The 16,452-nt window shown below is 52.7% G+C and carries 12 protein-coding genes; 6 read left to right on the top strand and 6 right to left on the bottom strand.

What is annotated here, in order from left to right; translation table 11 throughout:
* Positions 1–35 precede the first annotated feature (35 nt).
* Positions 36–1,328 carry a tetratricopeptide repeat protein gene (locus IEY46_RS30145; RefSeq protein ID WP_229750643.1) on the top strand — a complete coding sequence of 431 codons (1,293 nt, stop codon included), beginning with the start codon at positions 36–38 and terminating at the stop codon, positions 1,326–1,328.
* 22 nt (positions 1,329–1,350) lie between these two features.
* Here IEY46_RS30145 and IEY46_RS30140 read toward each other — a convergent pair whose 3' ends face one another.
* Positions 1,351–2,595, bottom strand: coding sequence for an MFS transporter (locus IEY46_RS30140; protein ID WP_188998234.1), 1,245 nt, complete (start codon positions 2,593–2,595; stop codon positions 1,351–1,353).
* A 215-nt stretch (positions 2,596–2,810) separates the two neighbouring features.
* Between IEY46_RS30140 and IEY46_RS30135 the strand changes: the two genes are divergently transcribed.
* Together IEY46_RS30135 and IEY46_RS30130 are read left to right on the top strand one after the other, a co-directional pair.
* A complete protein-coding gene (locus IEY46_RS30135; RefSeq protein ID WP_373288927.1) occupies positions 2,811–4,067 on the top strand; it encodes an MFS transporter in 1,257 nt (418 codons plus the stop codon).
* A gap of 117 nt (positions 4,068–4,184) precedes the next feature.
* Positions 4,185–5,000 carry a helix-turn-helix domain-containing protein gene (locus IEY46_RS30130; RefSeq protein WP_188998231.1) on the top strand — a complete coding sequence of 272 codons (816 nt, stop codon included), beginning with the start codon at positions 4,185–4,187 and terminating at the stop codon, positions 4,998–5,000.
* On the opposite strand, the gene IEY46_RS30125 is transcribed toward IEY46_RS30130, so the two are convergent.
* From IEY46_RS30125 to IEY46_RS30115, 3 genes are all read right to left on the bottom strand, one after another.
* On the bottom strand, positions 4,995–5,576 hold the full coding sequence (locus IEY46_RS30125) for a histidine phosphatase family protein (protein WP_188998228.1): 582 nt from the start codon (positions 5,574–5,576) through the stop codon (positions 4,995–4,997). The two genes, IEY46_RS30130 and IEY46_RS30125, sit on opposite strands and share 6 nt — an antisense overlap.
* 52 nt (positions 5,577–5,628) lie before the next feature.
* Positions 5,629–7,041, bottom strand: coding sequence for an MBL fold metallo-hydrolase (locus IEY46_RS30120; RefSeq protein WP_188998225.1), 1,413 nt, complete (start codon positions 7,039–7,041; stop codon positions 5,629–5,631).
* 69 nt (positions 7,042–7,110) lie between these two features.
* A complete protein-coding gene (locus tag IEY46_RS30115) occupies positions 7,111–8,517 on the bottom strand; it encodes an FAD-dependent oxidoreductase (protein ID WP_188998222.1) in 1,407 nt (468 codons plus the stop codon).
* A 340-nt stretch (positions 8,518–8,857) separates the two neighbouring features.
* Here IEY46_RS30115 and IEY46_RS30110 point away from each other — a divergent pair, with 340 nt between their 5' ends.
* Genes IEY46_RS30110 through IEY46_RS30100 form a run of 3 tightly spaced genes read left to right on the top strand, consistent with a single transcriptional unit; the run spans position 8,858 to position 12,385 of the window.
* Complete coding sequence (locus IEY46_RS30110) at positions 8,858–10,465, top strand: extracellular solute-binding protein (RefSeq protein WP_229750660.1); 1,608 nt, start codon at positions 8,858–8,860, stop codon at positions 10,463–10,465.
* 15 nt (positions 10,466–10,480) lie between these two features.
* On the top strand, positions 10,481–11,446 hold the full coding sequence (locus tag IEY46_RS30105) for an ABC transporter permease (protein WP_188998216.1): 966 nt from the start codon (positions 10,481–10,483) through the stop codon (positions 11,444–11,446).
* Positions 11,447–11,458: 12 nt separating this feature from the next.
* Positions 11,459–12,385 carry a carbohydrate ABC transporter permease gene (locus tag IEY46_RS30100; protein ID WP_229750642.1) on the top strand — a complete coding sequence of 309 codons (927 nt, stop codon included), beginning with the start codon at positions 11,459–11,461 and terminating at the stop codon, positions 12,383–12,385.
* Positions 12,386–12,440: 55 nt separating this feature from the next.
* On the opposite strand, the gene IEY46_RS30095 is transcribed toward IEY46_RS30100, so the two are convergent.
* Both IEY46_RS30095 and IEY46_RS30090 read right to left on the bottom strand, forming a co-directional pair.
* Entirely contained in the window at positions 12,441–13,898 is a 1,458-nt protein-coding gene (locus IEY46_RS30095) for a tetratricopeptide repeat-containing glycosyltransferase family 2 protein (RefSeq protein ID WP_188998210.1), read from the bottom strand.
* Positions 13,899–13,976: 78 nt separating this feature from the next.
* Positions 13,977–16,373, bottom strand: a complete 2,397-nt coding sequence (locus IEY46_RS30090; protein ID WP_188998208.1) for a hypothetical protein — start codon at positions 16,371–16,373, stop codon at positions 13,977–13,979.
* Positions 16,374–16,452 lie beyond the last annotated feature (79 nt).

Here is a 16,452-nt window from a genome sequence, read left to right as displayed (position 1 = left end):
TAGATCTGCACGAATCTAATTGTTTGGAGTGATGCATGTTGTCAAAACTCGGAAGAAACGATCCTTGTTCATGCGGAAGCGGGCAAAAGTACAAACGCTGCTGCCTGGAAAAGAACCAGAATGCCGAAAGGGCGCACCTGGAGCTTGTCCGCGAGGAGCCGCAGCTCGATTACAGCCTGTCTATCCCTGAAATCCACGCGCTCATTGATGAAGACATGGTCTGGCATAATGCTTTGTACCCGCAGCTTGCCCATCATCTCACCAACGGGATGGAACCTTTTTTCGAGGAACAGCGGATTATAGAGGCGGTCAGTCTGTGGAATGAGTTTTCCAACGAGCGTCAACCCATATTCCGTAAATACGGGACTTATTGCGCGGCGCTTGAATACCTTGTCTGCGAGGCCCATGGGTATGAAGTCACGCAAACGGAGATCGCCAATAAATACGGGGTATCCCCCGCCACGATATCCAAGCGGTTCCAGGAGCTCAATGAGTTTGCGGAAAGTCATTATGATCTCCTTCATGAGGGGGAGGAACTGGAAGAGGAGGATGCGGGGGCCTTACCTGCCCTCTCCCCTTTTGGAAGGGCTGCAGTTAAGCCCGAAGCCCAGCGGCAGGCAGCCGAATGCCTGGAGATGGCCCGCCAGGAGCCCAGCCGCAAGCAGCAGTTGGAATATCTTCATCAAGCTCTGAAGCTGAACCCGTATAATGCGGACGTTTATCTTATACTTTCACAGTTTTGCAGAACCCCGGAGCGGGCGATCACTTTTGTAAAGCATGGTTTGGTTGCAGCGGAGCTTGATTTGGGAGAATCGTTTATCGAGGAGAACAGAGGCCATTTCTGGCTCATTTCCGAGACGCGGCCGTACATGAGGATCAAATTCGCTTATGCCGAGCTGTGCTGGGACTTGGAGGATTATGAGGAAGCCCTCAAGCATCTGGAGGATCTGCTTTCCCTTAGCCCCAGCGACAATATCGGAGCCAGGTACTGGCTGCTTGCCGTTTATTTGGACAGGCGACGCCTGGATGATGCGGAGCGGCTGCTGAAAACCTATGAAGATGATACCGACAGTTCCTTTGTATACGACCGTTTTATTCTGGAGTTTCTGCGCAGAGGCAAATCAGCCAAGCTGACCACGCTGTACCGGAATGCCAGAAAAGCCAACAAGCATGTGCCTGGCTATCTATTCGGGTCTAAGCCGCTGCCCGAAAACCCTAGCGATGATTACAGCCCGGGAGATGCAGATGAAGCTGCACATTATGTCAACAGCCATCTGCAGCTCTGGATTAAGCTGCCCGGACTGCTGGAGTGGATGTCCGGTCAATAACGGGCCGATCCAATCTCTCCCTTTAAGACTCCGGCTGCTCCTCCCGGATCAGCCAGTAAATGGCGAACTGAAGCACAGCCATACTGACCAGCACGATGGGCAGCCAGATGGAATGCAGATCTTTGGACAATACAATCAACAGGGTGATGGAGATCACCCTGCCCGCATTAAGAAAAACCTCGCGCATCACAACCGACTCCACTCTAAGCTGGCCCTTGAGGGGCAGCCTGCCAATTAGCCGGTAATAATAGGAGGTCAGCGAGTTCCCCACGAGCGGATTGCAGATGGAGAACAGGATCATAAACAGCATGACCGTCCAGAGCTGCACCTCCAATAACAGGAACGCAGCCCCCAGCACAACGCCTGTCGAGGTTATAAGCACGTATTTGCGGACCTGCTCTTTCTTTGCTTTCCTGGATATAACAAACCCGGTTGCCACCGTAATTGCAGAGAAAAACACCCCGAAATACCCGACCCAGTCTTCCCGGCCTACCGTTTGCAGCAGCAGGATATTCGGCAGAAACAGCATAATCCCCTGAAACAGCCCCATTACAAAGAATGCGATCAGCCCCATCAGCCAGAGCCGTTCCCTGCGCATCAGAAGACCCATCAGACGCAGATGGTAGGTTTTGTGGCGGGAAGGCGACACCTGTATGCGAAAACTGACGATGGCCGCCACAACAAACATAATAGAGGCGATCAGGAAAGTCAGGATATAGCCTTGAAGCCCTTCATTCCGTTGAATAATAAATCCGGCCAATGCCGGTCCGATCAGCCCCGCGGTGCTGAATACCACCATGTTGATCGCCAGAAAACGCAGGCGGTTGCTCTCATTGGACACATCGTACATTAATACCAGATAGCCGGTCCAATAGAAGCCGGCCGCAAAACCGTTAAAGACGGCAAAAGCGACATAATACTCCGCCACCTTCCCTTGGGCGATTACTACCAGCAGATAAAATACAGCTATAGTTGCAATGCCCAGGCGGTACGTAACCATTCGATCCGTGCGCTTGGTGATCCATCCTCCGAGTGCGAAGGCTACCGGCGTAAACAAGAAAACCACGATATTATATATCCCGTTTACCGCCAAATCCTGGGTCAGCCGCCACAAATAAAGATTCAGGAACAACCCCGACATTGAGGCGCCAAACTGAAAACAGCCATGTACAAAAAGCGCTATGACTGCTTCACGGTTAAGTCTGTATTGAGGCTCAATAGCTGTTCCTTTTGAGAAATTCAGCTTGAATCGCGCACGCGGCTTCATCAATAAAGTCCTCCCCAAGTAAACAATACTTACTATTGTATCATAGGGCAGAGCCAGGCAATGCGGATTATTGTGATATCGGCCCGATTATATCTAGAGCTCTATTTACTTTCATGTTACAATAGCCGGTATTAGCCGGAAGAAAGGGTATCCTTTCTTTATGCTCTCTTCCTCCGCTACGGGTCGTCATCATCAATAGATTGCGAGGCTGAAGTGTGAATCCGGAAGAATCCCAAATACAGCCAGCCAAACGCTGGAACAGCTTGTGGCTGCTGCTTGTCGTCTTTACAGGCTTTCTGATCTTTGGATTTTCAGAGAACAGCAAAGGGCCGGCCCTCCCCCGAATGCAGGCTGATTTCTCGTTGAGCGAATGGCAAATCGGGCTGCTGCTCTCGTTAAACTCGCTCGGCTATCTGCTTGCCTGCAGTTTTACGATTGTCCTTACGAACAAACTGGGACTGCGCTTTACGATGCTGATGGCCTTTGGCTCCATGGCCATATCCGGTCTGTTCATGTATCTTTCCTATAATTATGCGGCGCTTTCCGCCTCTTATTTTCTGATGTATGTCGGGAATGGAATATTAGAGATCGGACTGGCTCTGCTTACCGCCCGTATTTTTGTCAAAAATACCGGAATGATGATGAATCTTTCCCATTTCTTCTACGGTCTCAGCTCCATCGTGGCCCCGTTGTTCGCTTCCATGCTGATGGGGCTGCATCTGTTCGACATGACCTTGAGCTGGGGCGGCATGTATCTGGTCATGTTGTCTTTGGCCATCATTCCGATGATTCCCGCTTTGTTCGCCTCCTTTCCCAAGGACACCGTACCGGTAGAGGAGAGAGTCTCTTATGTCTCCTATATGAAAGACCCCGCTGCTTGGCTCATCGTCGGCATTCTTTCCTTCGGCGTCGTCTCGGAACTGGCGGTGGGCGGCTGGCTCGTCAACTTTCTGGAGAAAGCCTACGAGTGGACGCCTACGGCCGCAGCCGGCATGCTGTCCGCCTTCTTTGTCTGTTTTACCGCAGCTCGGCTAATCCTGGGACCTGTTACTGACAGAATCGGCTTCATTAAATCGCTGATCATCTTCTCCGGCAGTTCCGGCCTATTCACGGTGGCGGCTATAGTCACGGGAGAGCCGGGCGCCTTCCTGTTCGCGCTGGCCGGCATTGGCATCGCCCCCATTTATCCGACCGTGATGGCCTATCTGGCCCGCTACTACTCGCGCAACAGCGATACGGCGATAACCTTTACCGTAACAATGATGGGCATCGCCTGCATCATCGGCAATCTGCTGATCGGCGGAATTACGGAGTGGACCAAGGATCTTTTTTCGAACGAAACCGGGTCCGAACTCGGACTCCTGCGGGGTCTGCAGGCCGGATATCTGTTTATCGCCTTGTGCGCGCTGCTCTGCATGGTGCTCAGCGTGATTTTGTACCGTTTTCTGAATAAACGCGGAGGAGCCCTTTGAGCTGTGCCGGAAATGCCTGATAAACAAAAAAAGGTTAGCGTTTGAGTACCTACCACCACCGTTTGATTTCTTAACTTACACGAATCCCCATTATAAGGACAAAGGATCGATGCGTGAATGAACTCGCCGACATTGTGGAACCAAACACTGCACCTCGTTTCTCATGCCTACTTTGAGCGTAAGGAAAAATTTGAAGTGAATGAGGATCGTTACTCCAATTGGGTGCTGTTTGCCCTGGAATCGGGCAAATTCTATTACCGGATCGGGGAGGAACGGGGAGAAGCGGAAGCAGGAGACCTGATATTCTGCCCGCCTGGATTCACCTTTGAACGCGAAATGGTGTCTCCCTTGGCTCTTCATTATATCGGCTTCGAGATAGCCAGGGAACATCAGACGACGCTTGCACCGCTCCTGCCGACATTCCTTACCCGGCCTATGGACAACAAACGGCTCGTTTCCGATTTTGCCTATCTGCGAAAGCTGCATTTCTCAACGGACGAGCGCAGTCTCCTGCGCAAGCAAATGATTCTTAACGACGTATGGCAGCTCGCTTGCGAGGTTTGGGACCGCGATCTTCTGCATGATGAAATGCCGCTGCCGGCAGATTCGGATGATGCGTTAATGAACCGTGCGGCAGAATGGATTTATAAGAACGCTTATACTCCGTTTAGTATGAGAGGGCTTTCTGATTCGCTCAGTCTTAGCCCGGTCCAGTTCACACGGCGATTCCGTAAATCCTTCCGCATCGCCCCTTCGGATTTCGTCCGTTCCTTGCGCATCAGCAAGATTGCCGAGCTCCTTCTGGACACCGATATGACGCTGGATCAAATCGCAACCTGCTGCGGCTATGAGAACGGATTGTACCTGAGCCGGGTGTTTTCCAAGAACATGGGCATGAGCCCGTCCAAATACCGCGAGTTACGATGGTTATGACTCATCCAGATGACGGATGCAGTCGTAGAGCAAGTAGCACCAACCGTTATCCTCCAGGCAGAGGGTTGTTACGGACGTATTGCGCATTTGTATACCGGTAGATTCATCGGACATCAATTCCTTTAAGGTATGACCGAGAAAATATCCGTGTGTGACCGCAAGAATCTTCTTGCCGGCAAATCTTGTTCCGATATCCTCTACGAAACCCCGGCCGCGGGCACGCATCATCGCATGCGTCTCCTGCTTCATGTCCAGCTCATGCCAATTCGCTCCCCACCGCTGGACTCTCTCCGCTTCGATGGTGTTGGCGATCAGGCCGCGGTCCATCTCCCGCAGCCGTTCATCGTAGAAATCGACCAGCTTGCCCGTTTCCCTGGCAATAATCTCGGCCGTCTCCCTTGCCCGCCTTAAATCACTGGATAGGAATACATCCCAGCTCTCTTGTGCAAGCCGCTTGGCCACCAAGGCCGCTTGTGCCCTTCCCGTCTCGTTGAGCGGATTCTGAGTATGTCCCTGCGCCCGATTCTCCATATTATGATCCGTTATGCCATGTCTGACGAATGTAATGGTTGTCATCCGATCCCAAGCTCCCTTCTGTGGTCTTTCCCGTATGAACCAGGGGGGCGCTTCATCCCTGTACGCTGCTTGCAGCTCTATTCAGAATAGAAGACACCGATACCGTCTCTCCTTTCACCGGGTAGTATGGCTTCACTCCCCTTGCCGTTTGCGACTCCGGATATCGGCTATGGAGCGTAATGACGGCCTTGGGTGCAATCCGCTCGACCAGCCCGGTTAACGCCTCGGGATGAGCATGGCCGCCGCTCGATAAGGAATGACCGGCAATCCCGTAAGCCTTCAAGAACTTGGCGACAGAGGCGTTATCGATTTTGACGCTGTAATCCGATTGAATGAAAATCGACCGGCCCTGCAGGCCACCGAGCGTCTCCAATTCGATGATATGGGCAAGATCGGGGAATTTGTAGAAGTAGAGGTACTCGTTCTTGCGTTTCGCCACTTCATCTACAGTGATGATATCATAGGGTACAGCGTTCCCTCCGGTTACCGTCGCATCGACGATCTGAACGGGAACCTCAAGCGCAGGATGTCCCTCCAGAATTCGCAAGCCTTCGCGGGTTGCCGTATGCCATATGGCAGCCAGTGACGCTTCCATGAGGATATTCCGTCCGTGCCGAGTTGCAATCGAGATCATATCGGCCATCCGCTCCAGATCTCTTGGGGACATCTGCAGGTACACCAGTCCCTCCGCCCTGCCTATGAGTTCGGAGCAGCTGGACAGCACTTCTTCCTCCGTCATCTGATGAGCTACGGTGGAAGGATCGGCCGTAAGCCGCGTCCCCTCCGTAATCAAAACATCGATCGGCTTGCTGCGGCACAGTTCAATGAAACGCTCTATCCGATCCGGATGCTTGCCGTGACGGCGCCAATCTCCCGTATAAGCGATCCGGTACGTGCCATCATCTATTATAATACCAGACACACCTGTCGCATTATGATCCATCTCGATAACCTGCATCGTGAATTCCCCGAAATCGATGATGCCCAGATCATCACACACCGTGATTCCAGCCTTGGTATCCAGGCTGTGCCCCCCGGCAACCATGCCCCGGTACAGGGAATGCGAATCATGGCTCATATAGACAGGGAGATCAGGATGAGCATACGGCAGGAGCGCCATATGGTCCGTATGCATATGCCCGACATAGAGCCGGATCTGCTCGTATTCAGGTATTTGGAGACCGCCCCATACACGCCGGACCACAGCAGGATCGATCCCCTGCATTTGCTCCGGATCATACAGCTCCATCAGCGGCGCTGTCATGCCCCCAAGCAAGAATTGACGCAGCTCGCGCCCCGGCGTTGCATTCACCGGCTCATACAGCGTTACCTGTGTCGGGAACAACAAGCAGCTGTGCTCAACGCCAAAGTCGAATAATAAAGCCTGCTTTCCTTTTCCGTATAGAACCTGTACGCCTCCTGATTTGCCTACGCCGCCAAAAAAAGTCAATTGTCCTTCCAACAAAGGGACCGCCTCCTGCTTATATAAGTTTGAGAAAAGATGTATTAAACGCTGCTCCGCCTGCGAAAGCGGCTACGTTGCACTCGTTGCAGCCGCATCCTCCAGCGAAAGAATGGCTCCATGCTTCCGCAGCTTCTGTCTGATCAGCTGAACATCCACATCCTCCGGGGCCACATGCTGTTGTACAGCCAAGGCCGCCCCAATCCCCACGCCTTCGCCAACCGCCATGCAGGTAGGCATGACGCGGGAGGAACCGAACACGACGGGATCAACGCTGATACAACGTCCGCTCAGCATCAGCCGTCTGACGTCCTTGGCAATCGTCGCCCCATATGTGAGGCCATACGGTCCCGCAAGCGACTTGATGATCGTGGAATCGCCCGAGCCGCTATGAATGTCAATAATATAGGAGCCCAGAGCAATCGTGTCCTCCGGAATGACCCCATTGACCGCTGCGTCCTCACGGATCATTTGCTTGCCCAGAATACGGCGGGTTTCGCGAATACCCAAGAAAGGCGCAATTGAAGACAGAAAAATATTCTCAAAGCCCGGAATATGTTCCTGCAGCATGTTCATCAGCGGCAGCACCTGCAGATGGGATTCGATCTCTCCCCGGCTCAGCTCTTCCACCTTCGTTCCGTCGAAGTTAAGAATGCGGATGCAATTCAGGGCGATATGCCCCTCTCTTGGCAAATTGATATAAATGATCGTATCGCGGCTGATCGGACACTTGCCTTCTTCCCGCAGCCTGGAGATGGTATTCTTCAAGCCGACAAACACATGATTTTCACTCGCCCGAAGGAACTCTGCCGTGTAGCCGGGACGAATTTTCATAGAAGATCCGTGCTTCAGCTCCTCTGGGTTCTCTTCCAGAAAATCCATAAACCGCTTCAGATCGAAGCCGCCAATGGTAAACATTAAGGTAGGAGGCTGGGTTTCGCCATTGGCGAATTGCCCCTTCTCGAATTCCGCTCCCGCCATATAAGCCACGTCTCCATCCCCGGTTGCGTCGATGAAGACATCGGCGAATACTTCGATTTCCCTGCCCTTGCCTTTTAAAAGAACGGATTTTAATTCGCCGTTTTCCACATGCGTCCCGATAATTTCGCAATGCAGCAGAGGCTGTACGCCATATTTTTTGATTTTTTCGAAAATGACGATCTTCATTAAGCTGGGATCAATCACCGTCGTGGAGTTGTGCAGCGGACACTCCCGGTGACCGAAGGCGCCGCCAAGCTCGATCAGCCGGTCGACGATTTCCTGGGGCAAGCCTCCGGTTACCTGGCGCCCCTGAGCATCGAGGAAGGCCAGCAGCGGCAGGCCGATAGTCATATTTCCGCCCAGAAATCCCTGCCGGTCCACGATGATCGTCTCCGCGCCTTCACGGGCGGAGGCGATTGCCGCACCAACCCCGCCCGATCCGCCGCCAAGGACAAGCACTTGTGTACGAATAACTTCTCTTACCGTTTGTCTCTCCATATGTGTTCCCTGCTTTCTGATTGAACTTTCGAGCCTCAGCCGAATACGGCAGGTTCATGCCTTAGCGGCGGGCTTGAAGTCTTGTTTGGTTCCCATTATACGAAGGGGAAACCTGCCTGAACATGCAGTAATCCTTCATTCGGGATGCACTTTGTTTCAGCCGCTGAGCTTTTGTTGCACTTCCAGCCTGCCTTCGCATCCGAACTGAAACAAAATGCATGTGCGGTAAAAGAACGTGCATGGACTCCCTATCTGGCGGTTGCTAACATGTGTGTGTAAGCGCCTTTCCAGTATGTAGCCGATGATCAAAACATTCCTTGAGGAGGAACGGATTGTGAAGATGCGCAACAAACCTGCACGTTTAATCACCGTAATATTAAGTACAGTCCTGCTGCTGGCAGGCTGCTCCGAAGACGGAGACTCGAAGAAAGCGTCAGCGAATTTCCATGAGACGGGTCTGCCGATTGTCGATCAGCCGATTACGCTGACCATAGCCGGCACCTACGATGAAAGAACGGGAACCAAATGGAATGAACTCGAAACGATCAAAGAGATCAACGCGGGGACGAATGTGAGCATCAACTGGAATCTCACGCCGGGGACTGATTGGACCACGAAGCGGAATCTGATCATTGCCAGCGGCGACCTGCCCGACGTGCTGCTCAAGCTCAGCAGCTCTCAAGTGGTTACGGGAGGAGCCGACGGGATGTTCATTCCGCTGGAGAATCTGATCGGGAAGTATGCTCCGAACTTAACAAATTTTCTGGATAGCTATCCTGAGGTCAGGCAGGCGATTACGGCTCCCGACGGGCATATCTACTCTCTGCCGCTGGCCAACATGTCGGAATATAAGCATGCCGACGGCAATACGCTGTGGATCAACAAGGAATGGCTGAAGAAGATCGGCATGGATATGCCGAAGACGACCGAGGAATTGATGAAGGTGCTGGAAGCCTTCAAAGAGCGGGATATGGATGGCGACGGCAATCCGAATAATGAAATCCCGCTGACCGGCGTCTATGGCGACGCTCAATATGGTCTCGGTTACCTGTTCGGCTCCTTTAATACAATCGACGAGAGCTTTATCGTGCAGGACGACAAGGTCGTGTTCGTAAGAGCCACGGAGGAATTCAAGAATACCGTCAAGTATCTGAGCTCGCTCTATCAAAAAGGATTGATCGACCCCGATACCATGACGCAGAACTCCACCCAGCTAATCGCCAAGATCTCCTCCAGCAAGCAGGCGTCGGTCGGTGCCTTTTTCGCCTGGAGCGCGGACCAGATTACCAATGCGGAATACCGCTGGGATTACGGCTCGCCTATGATTCCGTTGGTCGGACCGGGCGGACACCAGATTACTCCCCGCAACAATTTGCAGATGACCCCGGGCATGCTCGTCATCACGAAGGCCAATAAGTATCCCGAGGCTACAATGAGATGGGTAGACCGGGCTTATGAGCCCGAGATGTCGATGAAGCTGCGCGAAGGCCCGAACCGTTTGAAGAAATTGGACAACGGCACCTATGATACGATCCCGAACCCGGAAAATTTCACGGCCGGCGAGTGGAAGGTCAAGGAGACCCCTTACAACGATTTTGTCTACGGCTTCTCCCAGGAACTGCGCGACAAGCAGGTTCTTCCGGCACCCGAGCCCGGCCAGCTCGATCCTGACTTTGATGAATGGTATGAAGCCCAGATTCCGTATATGAAGCCTTGGGTATTCCCGAACATTATGTTCACGGATACGCAGTTCAAGAGTATCGAACGTTATCAGACGGATATTAAAGCCTATACGGACAAGATGGAAGCCAAGTGGGTGGCCAAGGGCGGCATCGACCAGGAATGGGACAGTTATCTGGAGACGCTGAACAAGATGGGCCTGAGCGAATATGCCAAGGTCTATCAGGATGGCTATGACACCAACAAGGCGAATCTGGAGAAAAAATAAAGGACGGTCGATAACATGAACACCAAATTGGAACGGCCGCCGCTTGCCAATCCGGAGCGGGGGCTTCGGCCGAACACAGCTTCGCTGTGGCTGCGGATCATCCGCAACTGGCAGCTCTATGTTCTGCTGCTGCCACTCCTCCTGCATTTCGCCGTCTTTCAGTATGCGCCCATGTACGGGCTTCAAATTGCCTTCAAGGATTTTCGGGCCGCCGATGGTATCTGGGGAAGCGCGTGGGCAGGCTTCGAGCATTTTGAACGCTTCTTCCAGTCCTATCAGTTCTGGAACACCCTGAAGAACACGATGCTGCTTAATCTGTACGATCTGATCTTCGGTTTTCCGATTGCCGTCATCTTCGCCCTTATGCTGAACCAGGTCACACAGCTTCGGTTCAAGAAATGGGTGCAGACCGTGACCTACGCTCCCCACTTTATATCGACGGTGGTCCTGGTCGGCATGCTGTTTATTTTCCTGAATCCCCGGACCGGGATGGCGAATAACATCATCGCCTTCTTCGGCGGTGAACGGATCAATTTCTTCGGGGAGGCCGGCTGGTTCAAATCGGTCTACATCATCTCGGAGATTTGGCAGACCATGGGCTGGAGCGCCATTATCTATCTGGCTGCCCTGACCGCTGTGGACCCGCAGCTGCACGAAGCCGCGATCATGGACGGGGCCAATAAATTTCAGAGGGTGCGTCATATCGATGTGCCGACCATTATGCCCGTCATTATGATCATGCTCATTCTGAAGATGGGACATTTTGCCTCCATCGGCTTCGCGAAGGTACTGCTCATGCAGAACTCCCTGAATATCGATTCTTCCGAGGTCATCCAGACCTACGTGTACAAAACCGGCCTCGTCGGTGCGCAGTACAGCTATTCGGCAGCGATCGGACTATTCGATAATCTTATCAACTTCACGCTGCTGATCCTGACGAACCAACTGGCCAAAAAAATGAAGCAGCAAAGCTTGTTCTAGGAGGGAATGCCTGTGGCTACTGCAGATACGACAGACCATACAGCCAGGATCCCCCGATCCCGTGCCGATAAAATATTTGACCTGTGCAACTATACAATCCTGTCTGTTATTTTCTTAATTATTCTTTATCCTCTGTATTTCATCGTTATCTCCTCCTTCAGCGAGCCGACAGCGGTCAATTCCGGGAATGTCAGCTTCTGGCCCAAGGGGTTCACGATGGAAGGATACCGCATCATCCTCAACAATAATGACGTATGGAGAGGTTACGGGAATACCATCCTCTATACCGTACTGAATGTTGCCATCAGCTTGGCGATTATGATTCCCGGGGGTTATGCCTTATCGCGTAAAGAGCTGGCAGGACGCAACATGCTCATGCTGCTCATTGTGTTCACCATGTTCTTCAGCGGAGGAATGATTCCGACGTATATGATAGTCAAAAATTTAGGGATGGTAGATACCATCTGGGCTCTGTTCGTGCCCAGCGCCGCATCGGCCTATTACGTCATCGTCATCCGGACATTCTTCCAGAACACGCTGCCGGAGGAGATGTATGAGTCGGCCAAGGTAGATGGTTGCTCGACCTTCCGCTACTTCTTCAGCATGGTGATCCCGCTCTCCACGCCGATCATCGCGGTCATGGCACTGTTCACCGCCGTGTCCCAATGGAACTCATTCTTCAGCGCGCTGATCTACCTGCAGAGCTCGGAGCTGTATCCGCTGCAATTGATCCTCCGCAGCATCCTGATCGCCAGCCAGATGTCAGCCCACGGCTCCGACGCCGTCGTGGACCCCGAATCTATCGTCGAGGCCCAGCGCTATGCAGAGCTGATCAAATATGCGCTCATCATGGTCGCCAGCCTGCCGGTATTGGCGCTGTATCCGTTCTTACAGCGTTTTTTTGTGAAGGGGATGATGATCGGTTCGGTGAAGGGGTGAGGGGTGCCGATAGTGAAAAACTGCCGCAAAATTGCGGCAGTTTCTTTGTGTGCCTCTATTCCATCCGCGCAAGCTTCCTCTTCACCTTCTCCAGCTCCGGATGCCTCCGTGCAATCTTCCCGTAACGCGCCTTGGCTTCCGCCGTCTTCCCCGTCAGAGCGGCAAGATCCGCCAGTGAAAGATCAGCTCTCCAATCCAATATGCTGGCATCAGCCGTAACATTGCCCCGATAGGTCTGAAAGCCCGCCTTGGACTGCTTCAGATTCTGCTCGGCAGCCTGCAGCAGGGCGACCGCCTTGCGCATCTGCGCCTGGGCCAGATGGTAGCGGGCATCCGGGAATTGGCTGTCCGCCTGAATCGCCCGCATACAGACTGCTTCCGCCGAATCATAATCCTTCCGGCTCATATAAATCCGGTTCATGAACATCAGCACCTCGCTCAGCCTGCCGAAGTTCGGTGTGTCCTGCGCGGCCCGCTCCGCCTCCACAAACAGTTCAAGAGCCTTGTCCGTATCCCCGGAGCCCAATGTTTCCCGCCCGTAGAACAACAGCCAGCCCGGGTTGCCGGGTTCTTCCTCGACCGCCTTCTGCAACAGCTTAAGATTGCGCGCAAGCTTCTGCTTATGCTGCATAATACCGGGCTCATAGCCGTCATGATGCAGGCGGATGCGGACCGCCTGCCTGGATATCCCGCCTGCATACATATCCTGCCCTTGGATGACAACCTGCTCATGCACCCGGCCGTAATAATGCAAATCGCGGTGAAGCGGGAACATGCGAGGCAGCGAATAGTCCCGGGATTCGCGGTCTGCGATATAATTGACCTGGCAAATATTCAACACGGTCGGCTCGGTGCTCTCATGAAAAAGAGAGGCGGCTTCCCTCACAGCCTGGACATCCTCCTCAAACAACCACTCATCCGCATCCACCCACAGCACCCAGTCGCTCTGGAGATGAGCCAGTCCGCTGTTTCTTTTACCGGCAAAGTCGTCGTGCAGCTGCATATTGCGAATGACCCTGACCTTGGGCAAATGCTCCACCAGCTCCACGGTGCCGTCCGTAGAGCCGGAATCGATAATGACGATCTCGTCCACCGCGTGAATCAGACTCTGCACGCACCGTTCAATGCAGCGCGCCTCGTTGCGCGCCATAACCGCCGCCGCAACCGTTACCGGCTTCACATCCAGCAATGCGTCCACAGACCTGCGCACTGGCCCCCGCTGCAACCCGGATAACGCCTTGTGCGCGGCTTCGACCCATTGCGCCTGCGGATCCAGCAGCCAGGCCCGCTCGAAGGCCCGACTCGCGGCATCGCCGCAGCCTTGGTGAAGCAGCGCTTCGCCAAGGTACACCCAGATCTGTGCCGCCAGCCGGTTCCCCTGCAGCACCTGCACGGTCAGCTCCTCCGCCCGCTTGTACTCGCGCATCTCCAGCGCAAGACGGATATCGTCAGGCTCATGATGACTCTTCAGACCGTTTGCGGGTCTTTCCGTCATATTCTCCGGTTGATTCACTTTTTCACCTGCCAATTCAAATTTAATATAAAAAAGAATAGACCAACCGGAATAGTTGGCCTAATGCTTTTACGAAAATTAAAGAGGGACTTCTGGTATATATACAAATATAGTAACCGTCTTGAATTCCGATCCTTTATAGAAGGTATACTGAATTTTCTCATTTCCGGCTATCGGGATGTGGGAAAGAGGATCGTTCATCGTGTAAGCTTTCACATAGAGTGTCGTACCGACCAAATAAGAATTAGCGACGACACCGGTCGAACTAGGGCTTATACCCGTAATGTCCTCCTCCGTCCAGTCACCCAGATAGGAGGAAAGATCAACAGTTTCTTCCACATTTTCCCCTTCAAATCCGTCCAATACTTCATCAGCATCTGTCACGATAACATCCATATAATAAGTATCCGATACCCCGCCGGGGTGATAATCATCAGCATGGAGCAGCAGTGTGGACTGACCTTCCTGCAAACCTTTTAGAGTAATCAGGTTGTTGCTGACGGATATAACTTCAAGGGATGCATCTCCTTCATCCGTATCAAGTTCGGCGAAGTAAGTAAGCAGATCCCCATCTTCATCAGTAAAATAATCATCTGCGTCTATCGTGAAGGTATTGCCGTCATTCTTAATAATAACTGGCTTGAAATGATAAGGTTCGATGATTTCCGGGGCATGGTTAATCAATAATTCAATGGTATATTGCTCCAAAATGCCGGCTGCGTCTCTGGCTTCAATTATCACGCTGGTCGACATATCGGAATAACTGTTTACCGTGAAATCCCTTGCCGTCTCTGCGTCAAACCAGTTCGGAAATGCTTCATCGTCCGACATGGAGGGCACCGTATAAATTTCCCCACGGCCCTTTTCCTTCACTCTGAAGTCAACCGCATACGGGAATATTTGCGTCAAATCAATATTTTTCGTATATGGAACTTCTTCATCTTCATTCATATACTGCGGTCCGATATCAATGACTTGAGCAAGCGCTTCAACCTGAAAGGAATCCGTTACCGCTGCCCCATGGCCGTCGGAGACCTTAACCGATATATCTGCAAAACCGCCGGAAATTCCCTTCAGGGACAGAACCGTTCCCGTCCTTCCCAGGCTGACGGCATCCGGATTGGAATTTTCAGTTTGAATCTCCCAATTATGTGCCTCTTCCAAACCGAAATAACTGGAAATATCCAGGGTGGAAACAACCGGAACGGTGTGGACAGGAACTTCCTGATCCGGGATGGCTCCGCCTTGATTCGTAATCGAAACGGCTATGGTATACGGCACCCAGGTCTTCCCGTCGTCATCACTGGCTTTCACATTCAGCGAATAATTATAGCCACCGCTTGGAAGCCCTCCGGAAGGCTGGCCCGCCTGGAGCGTCAGCAAACCTCCCGACTCCAGCGTGCTGCTTAAGAAATAATGCTCGCTATCGTCCAATGCATAGACGAGCTCGTCGCCATCCTCATCCGTAAACACCTGCGACAGATCAATAACCGCATTCTGATAGGATCTCAATGAAAGATGCCCGTCATTGTTGAGGCCTACCTTATGGGCATTGTCTACGACTGGCAAATGATTCTCCGGAGGATCTACCGGTGGTTCTCCGGTTCCGCCATCTCCTGCCGTAACCGATACGCTAAGTGGTTGTACCGCGGTCAACTGCCCATCGCTTGCCGTGACCTGCAGGTTTAACGCCTGATCGCTTGGCGTGAGTCCCGCAATCGTCAGCAGGCCGGTGGCCCCCTCCAGATTCAGGCTCGCAATCCCGCCGCTGACAGGCTGTCCTTGAAGGGAATAAGTGAGGGCATCGCCGTCCTCATCGCTGAAATAATCATTCATATCCAGAACAAGCTGCGAGCCTTTCGCCACACTCGCGCTAAGCGGTGTTGAAGCGGCTGCCGGAGCCCTGTTCGGTTCAACGATCCGGCTCTCAACAGCAGCATGAAGCAGTGTCCGGAAATCCTCCGTCCGTTGAAACGCATTGGGATAGGCTCTTGCATACAAGATGACGTCATCAATGCCGGTGACTCCGTCCCCATTCATGTCCAGGCCCGCGTTGGCTTCAACAGTCAAGCGGAACCGCTGGTGCACAGCCGCCGTCTCATTCGGATACCTCGCGGCAAGATCGACCATCGTTGTGCCTTTTTTCTTCAATCCGATCTGAAGCAGATTGCCATTGATCACCTTGACATCGGCAACGCTTCCATTCTGTACGACAACCGTATAAATCAACTGATCCGCATTATCGAATATATGGCGCAGATCCACATTCAGACTCTTGCCTGCCTGAATGGCCCCCGGTGCCTGGGCTGCAAGCACATCCTTGATCTGCTGCTGCACCGCAGGACCTGCCGGAACCGGGGCTGCTTCAGACAGCGCCGGAACAGACATAACCATAGGAACGATCGCCGCAGCTACCGCCATTTTTCCGGCTGCGTTCTTCAAACGCCCGGATGACTTTTGTTTCTTTTTTTTCATGAACAGACTCTTCCTCCCCCAACTTGCTGGCAATATGCGATACTTAAAACTGCCCTTCTCACAAAAAACATAAAAAAGG

The organism is Paenibacillus nasutitermitis (assembly GCF_014641075.1).
GTDB classification, from domain to species: domain Bacteria; phylum Bacillota; class Bacilli; order Paenibacillales; family Paenibacillaceae; genus Paenibacillus_Z; species Paenibacillus_Z nasutitermitis.
This window is presented reverse-complemented; position numbering and strand designations above follow the sequence as displayed.

Coding starts and splice junctions, on each gene's coding strand:
- IEY46_RS30145 (WP_229750643.1), top strand. CDS start 36: ATGTTGTCAAAACTCGGAAGAAACGATCCTTGTTCATGCGGAAGCGGG.
- IEY46_RS30140 (WP_188998234.1), bottom strand. CDS start 2,595: ATGAAGCCGCGTGCGCGATTCAAGCTGAATTTCTCAAAAGGAACAGCT.
- IEY46_RS30130 (WP_188998231.1), top strand. CDS start 4,185: ATGAACTCGCCGACATTGTGGAACCAAACACTGCACCTCGTTTCTCAT.
- IEY46_RS30125 (WP_188998228.1), bottom strand. CDS start 5,576: ATGACAACCATTACATTCGTCAGACATGGCATAACGGATCATAATATG.
- IEY46_RS30115 (WP_188998222.1), bottom strand. CDS start 8,517: ATGGAGAGACAAACGGTAAGAGAAGTTATTCGTACACAAGTGCTTGTC.
- IEY46_RS30110 (WP_229750660.1), top strand. CDS start 8,858: ATGCGCAACAAACCTGCACGTTTAATCACCGTAATATTAAGTACAGTC.
- IEY46_RS30105 (WP_188998216.1), top strand. CDS start 10,481: ATGAACACCAAATTGGAACGGCCGCCGCTTGCCAATCCGGAGCGGGGG.
- IEY46_RS30090 (WP_188998208.1), bottom strand. CDS start 16,373: ATGAAAAAAAAGAAACAAAAGTCATCCGGGCGTTTGAAGAACGCAGCC.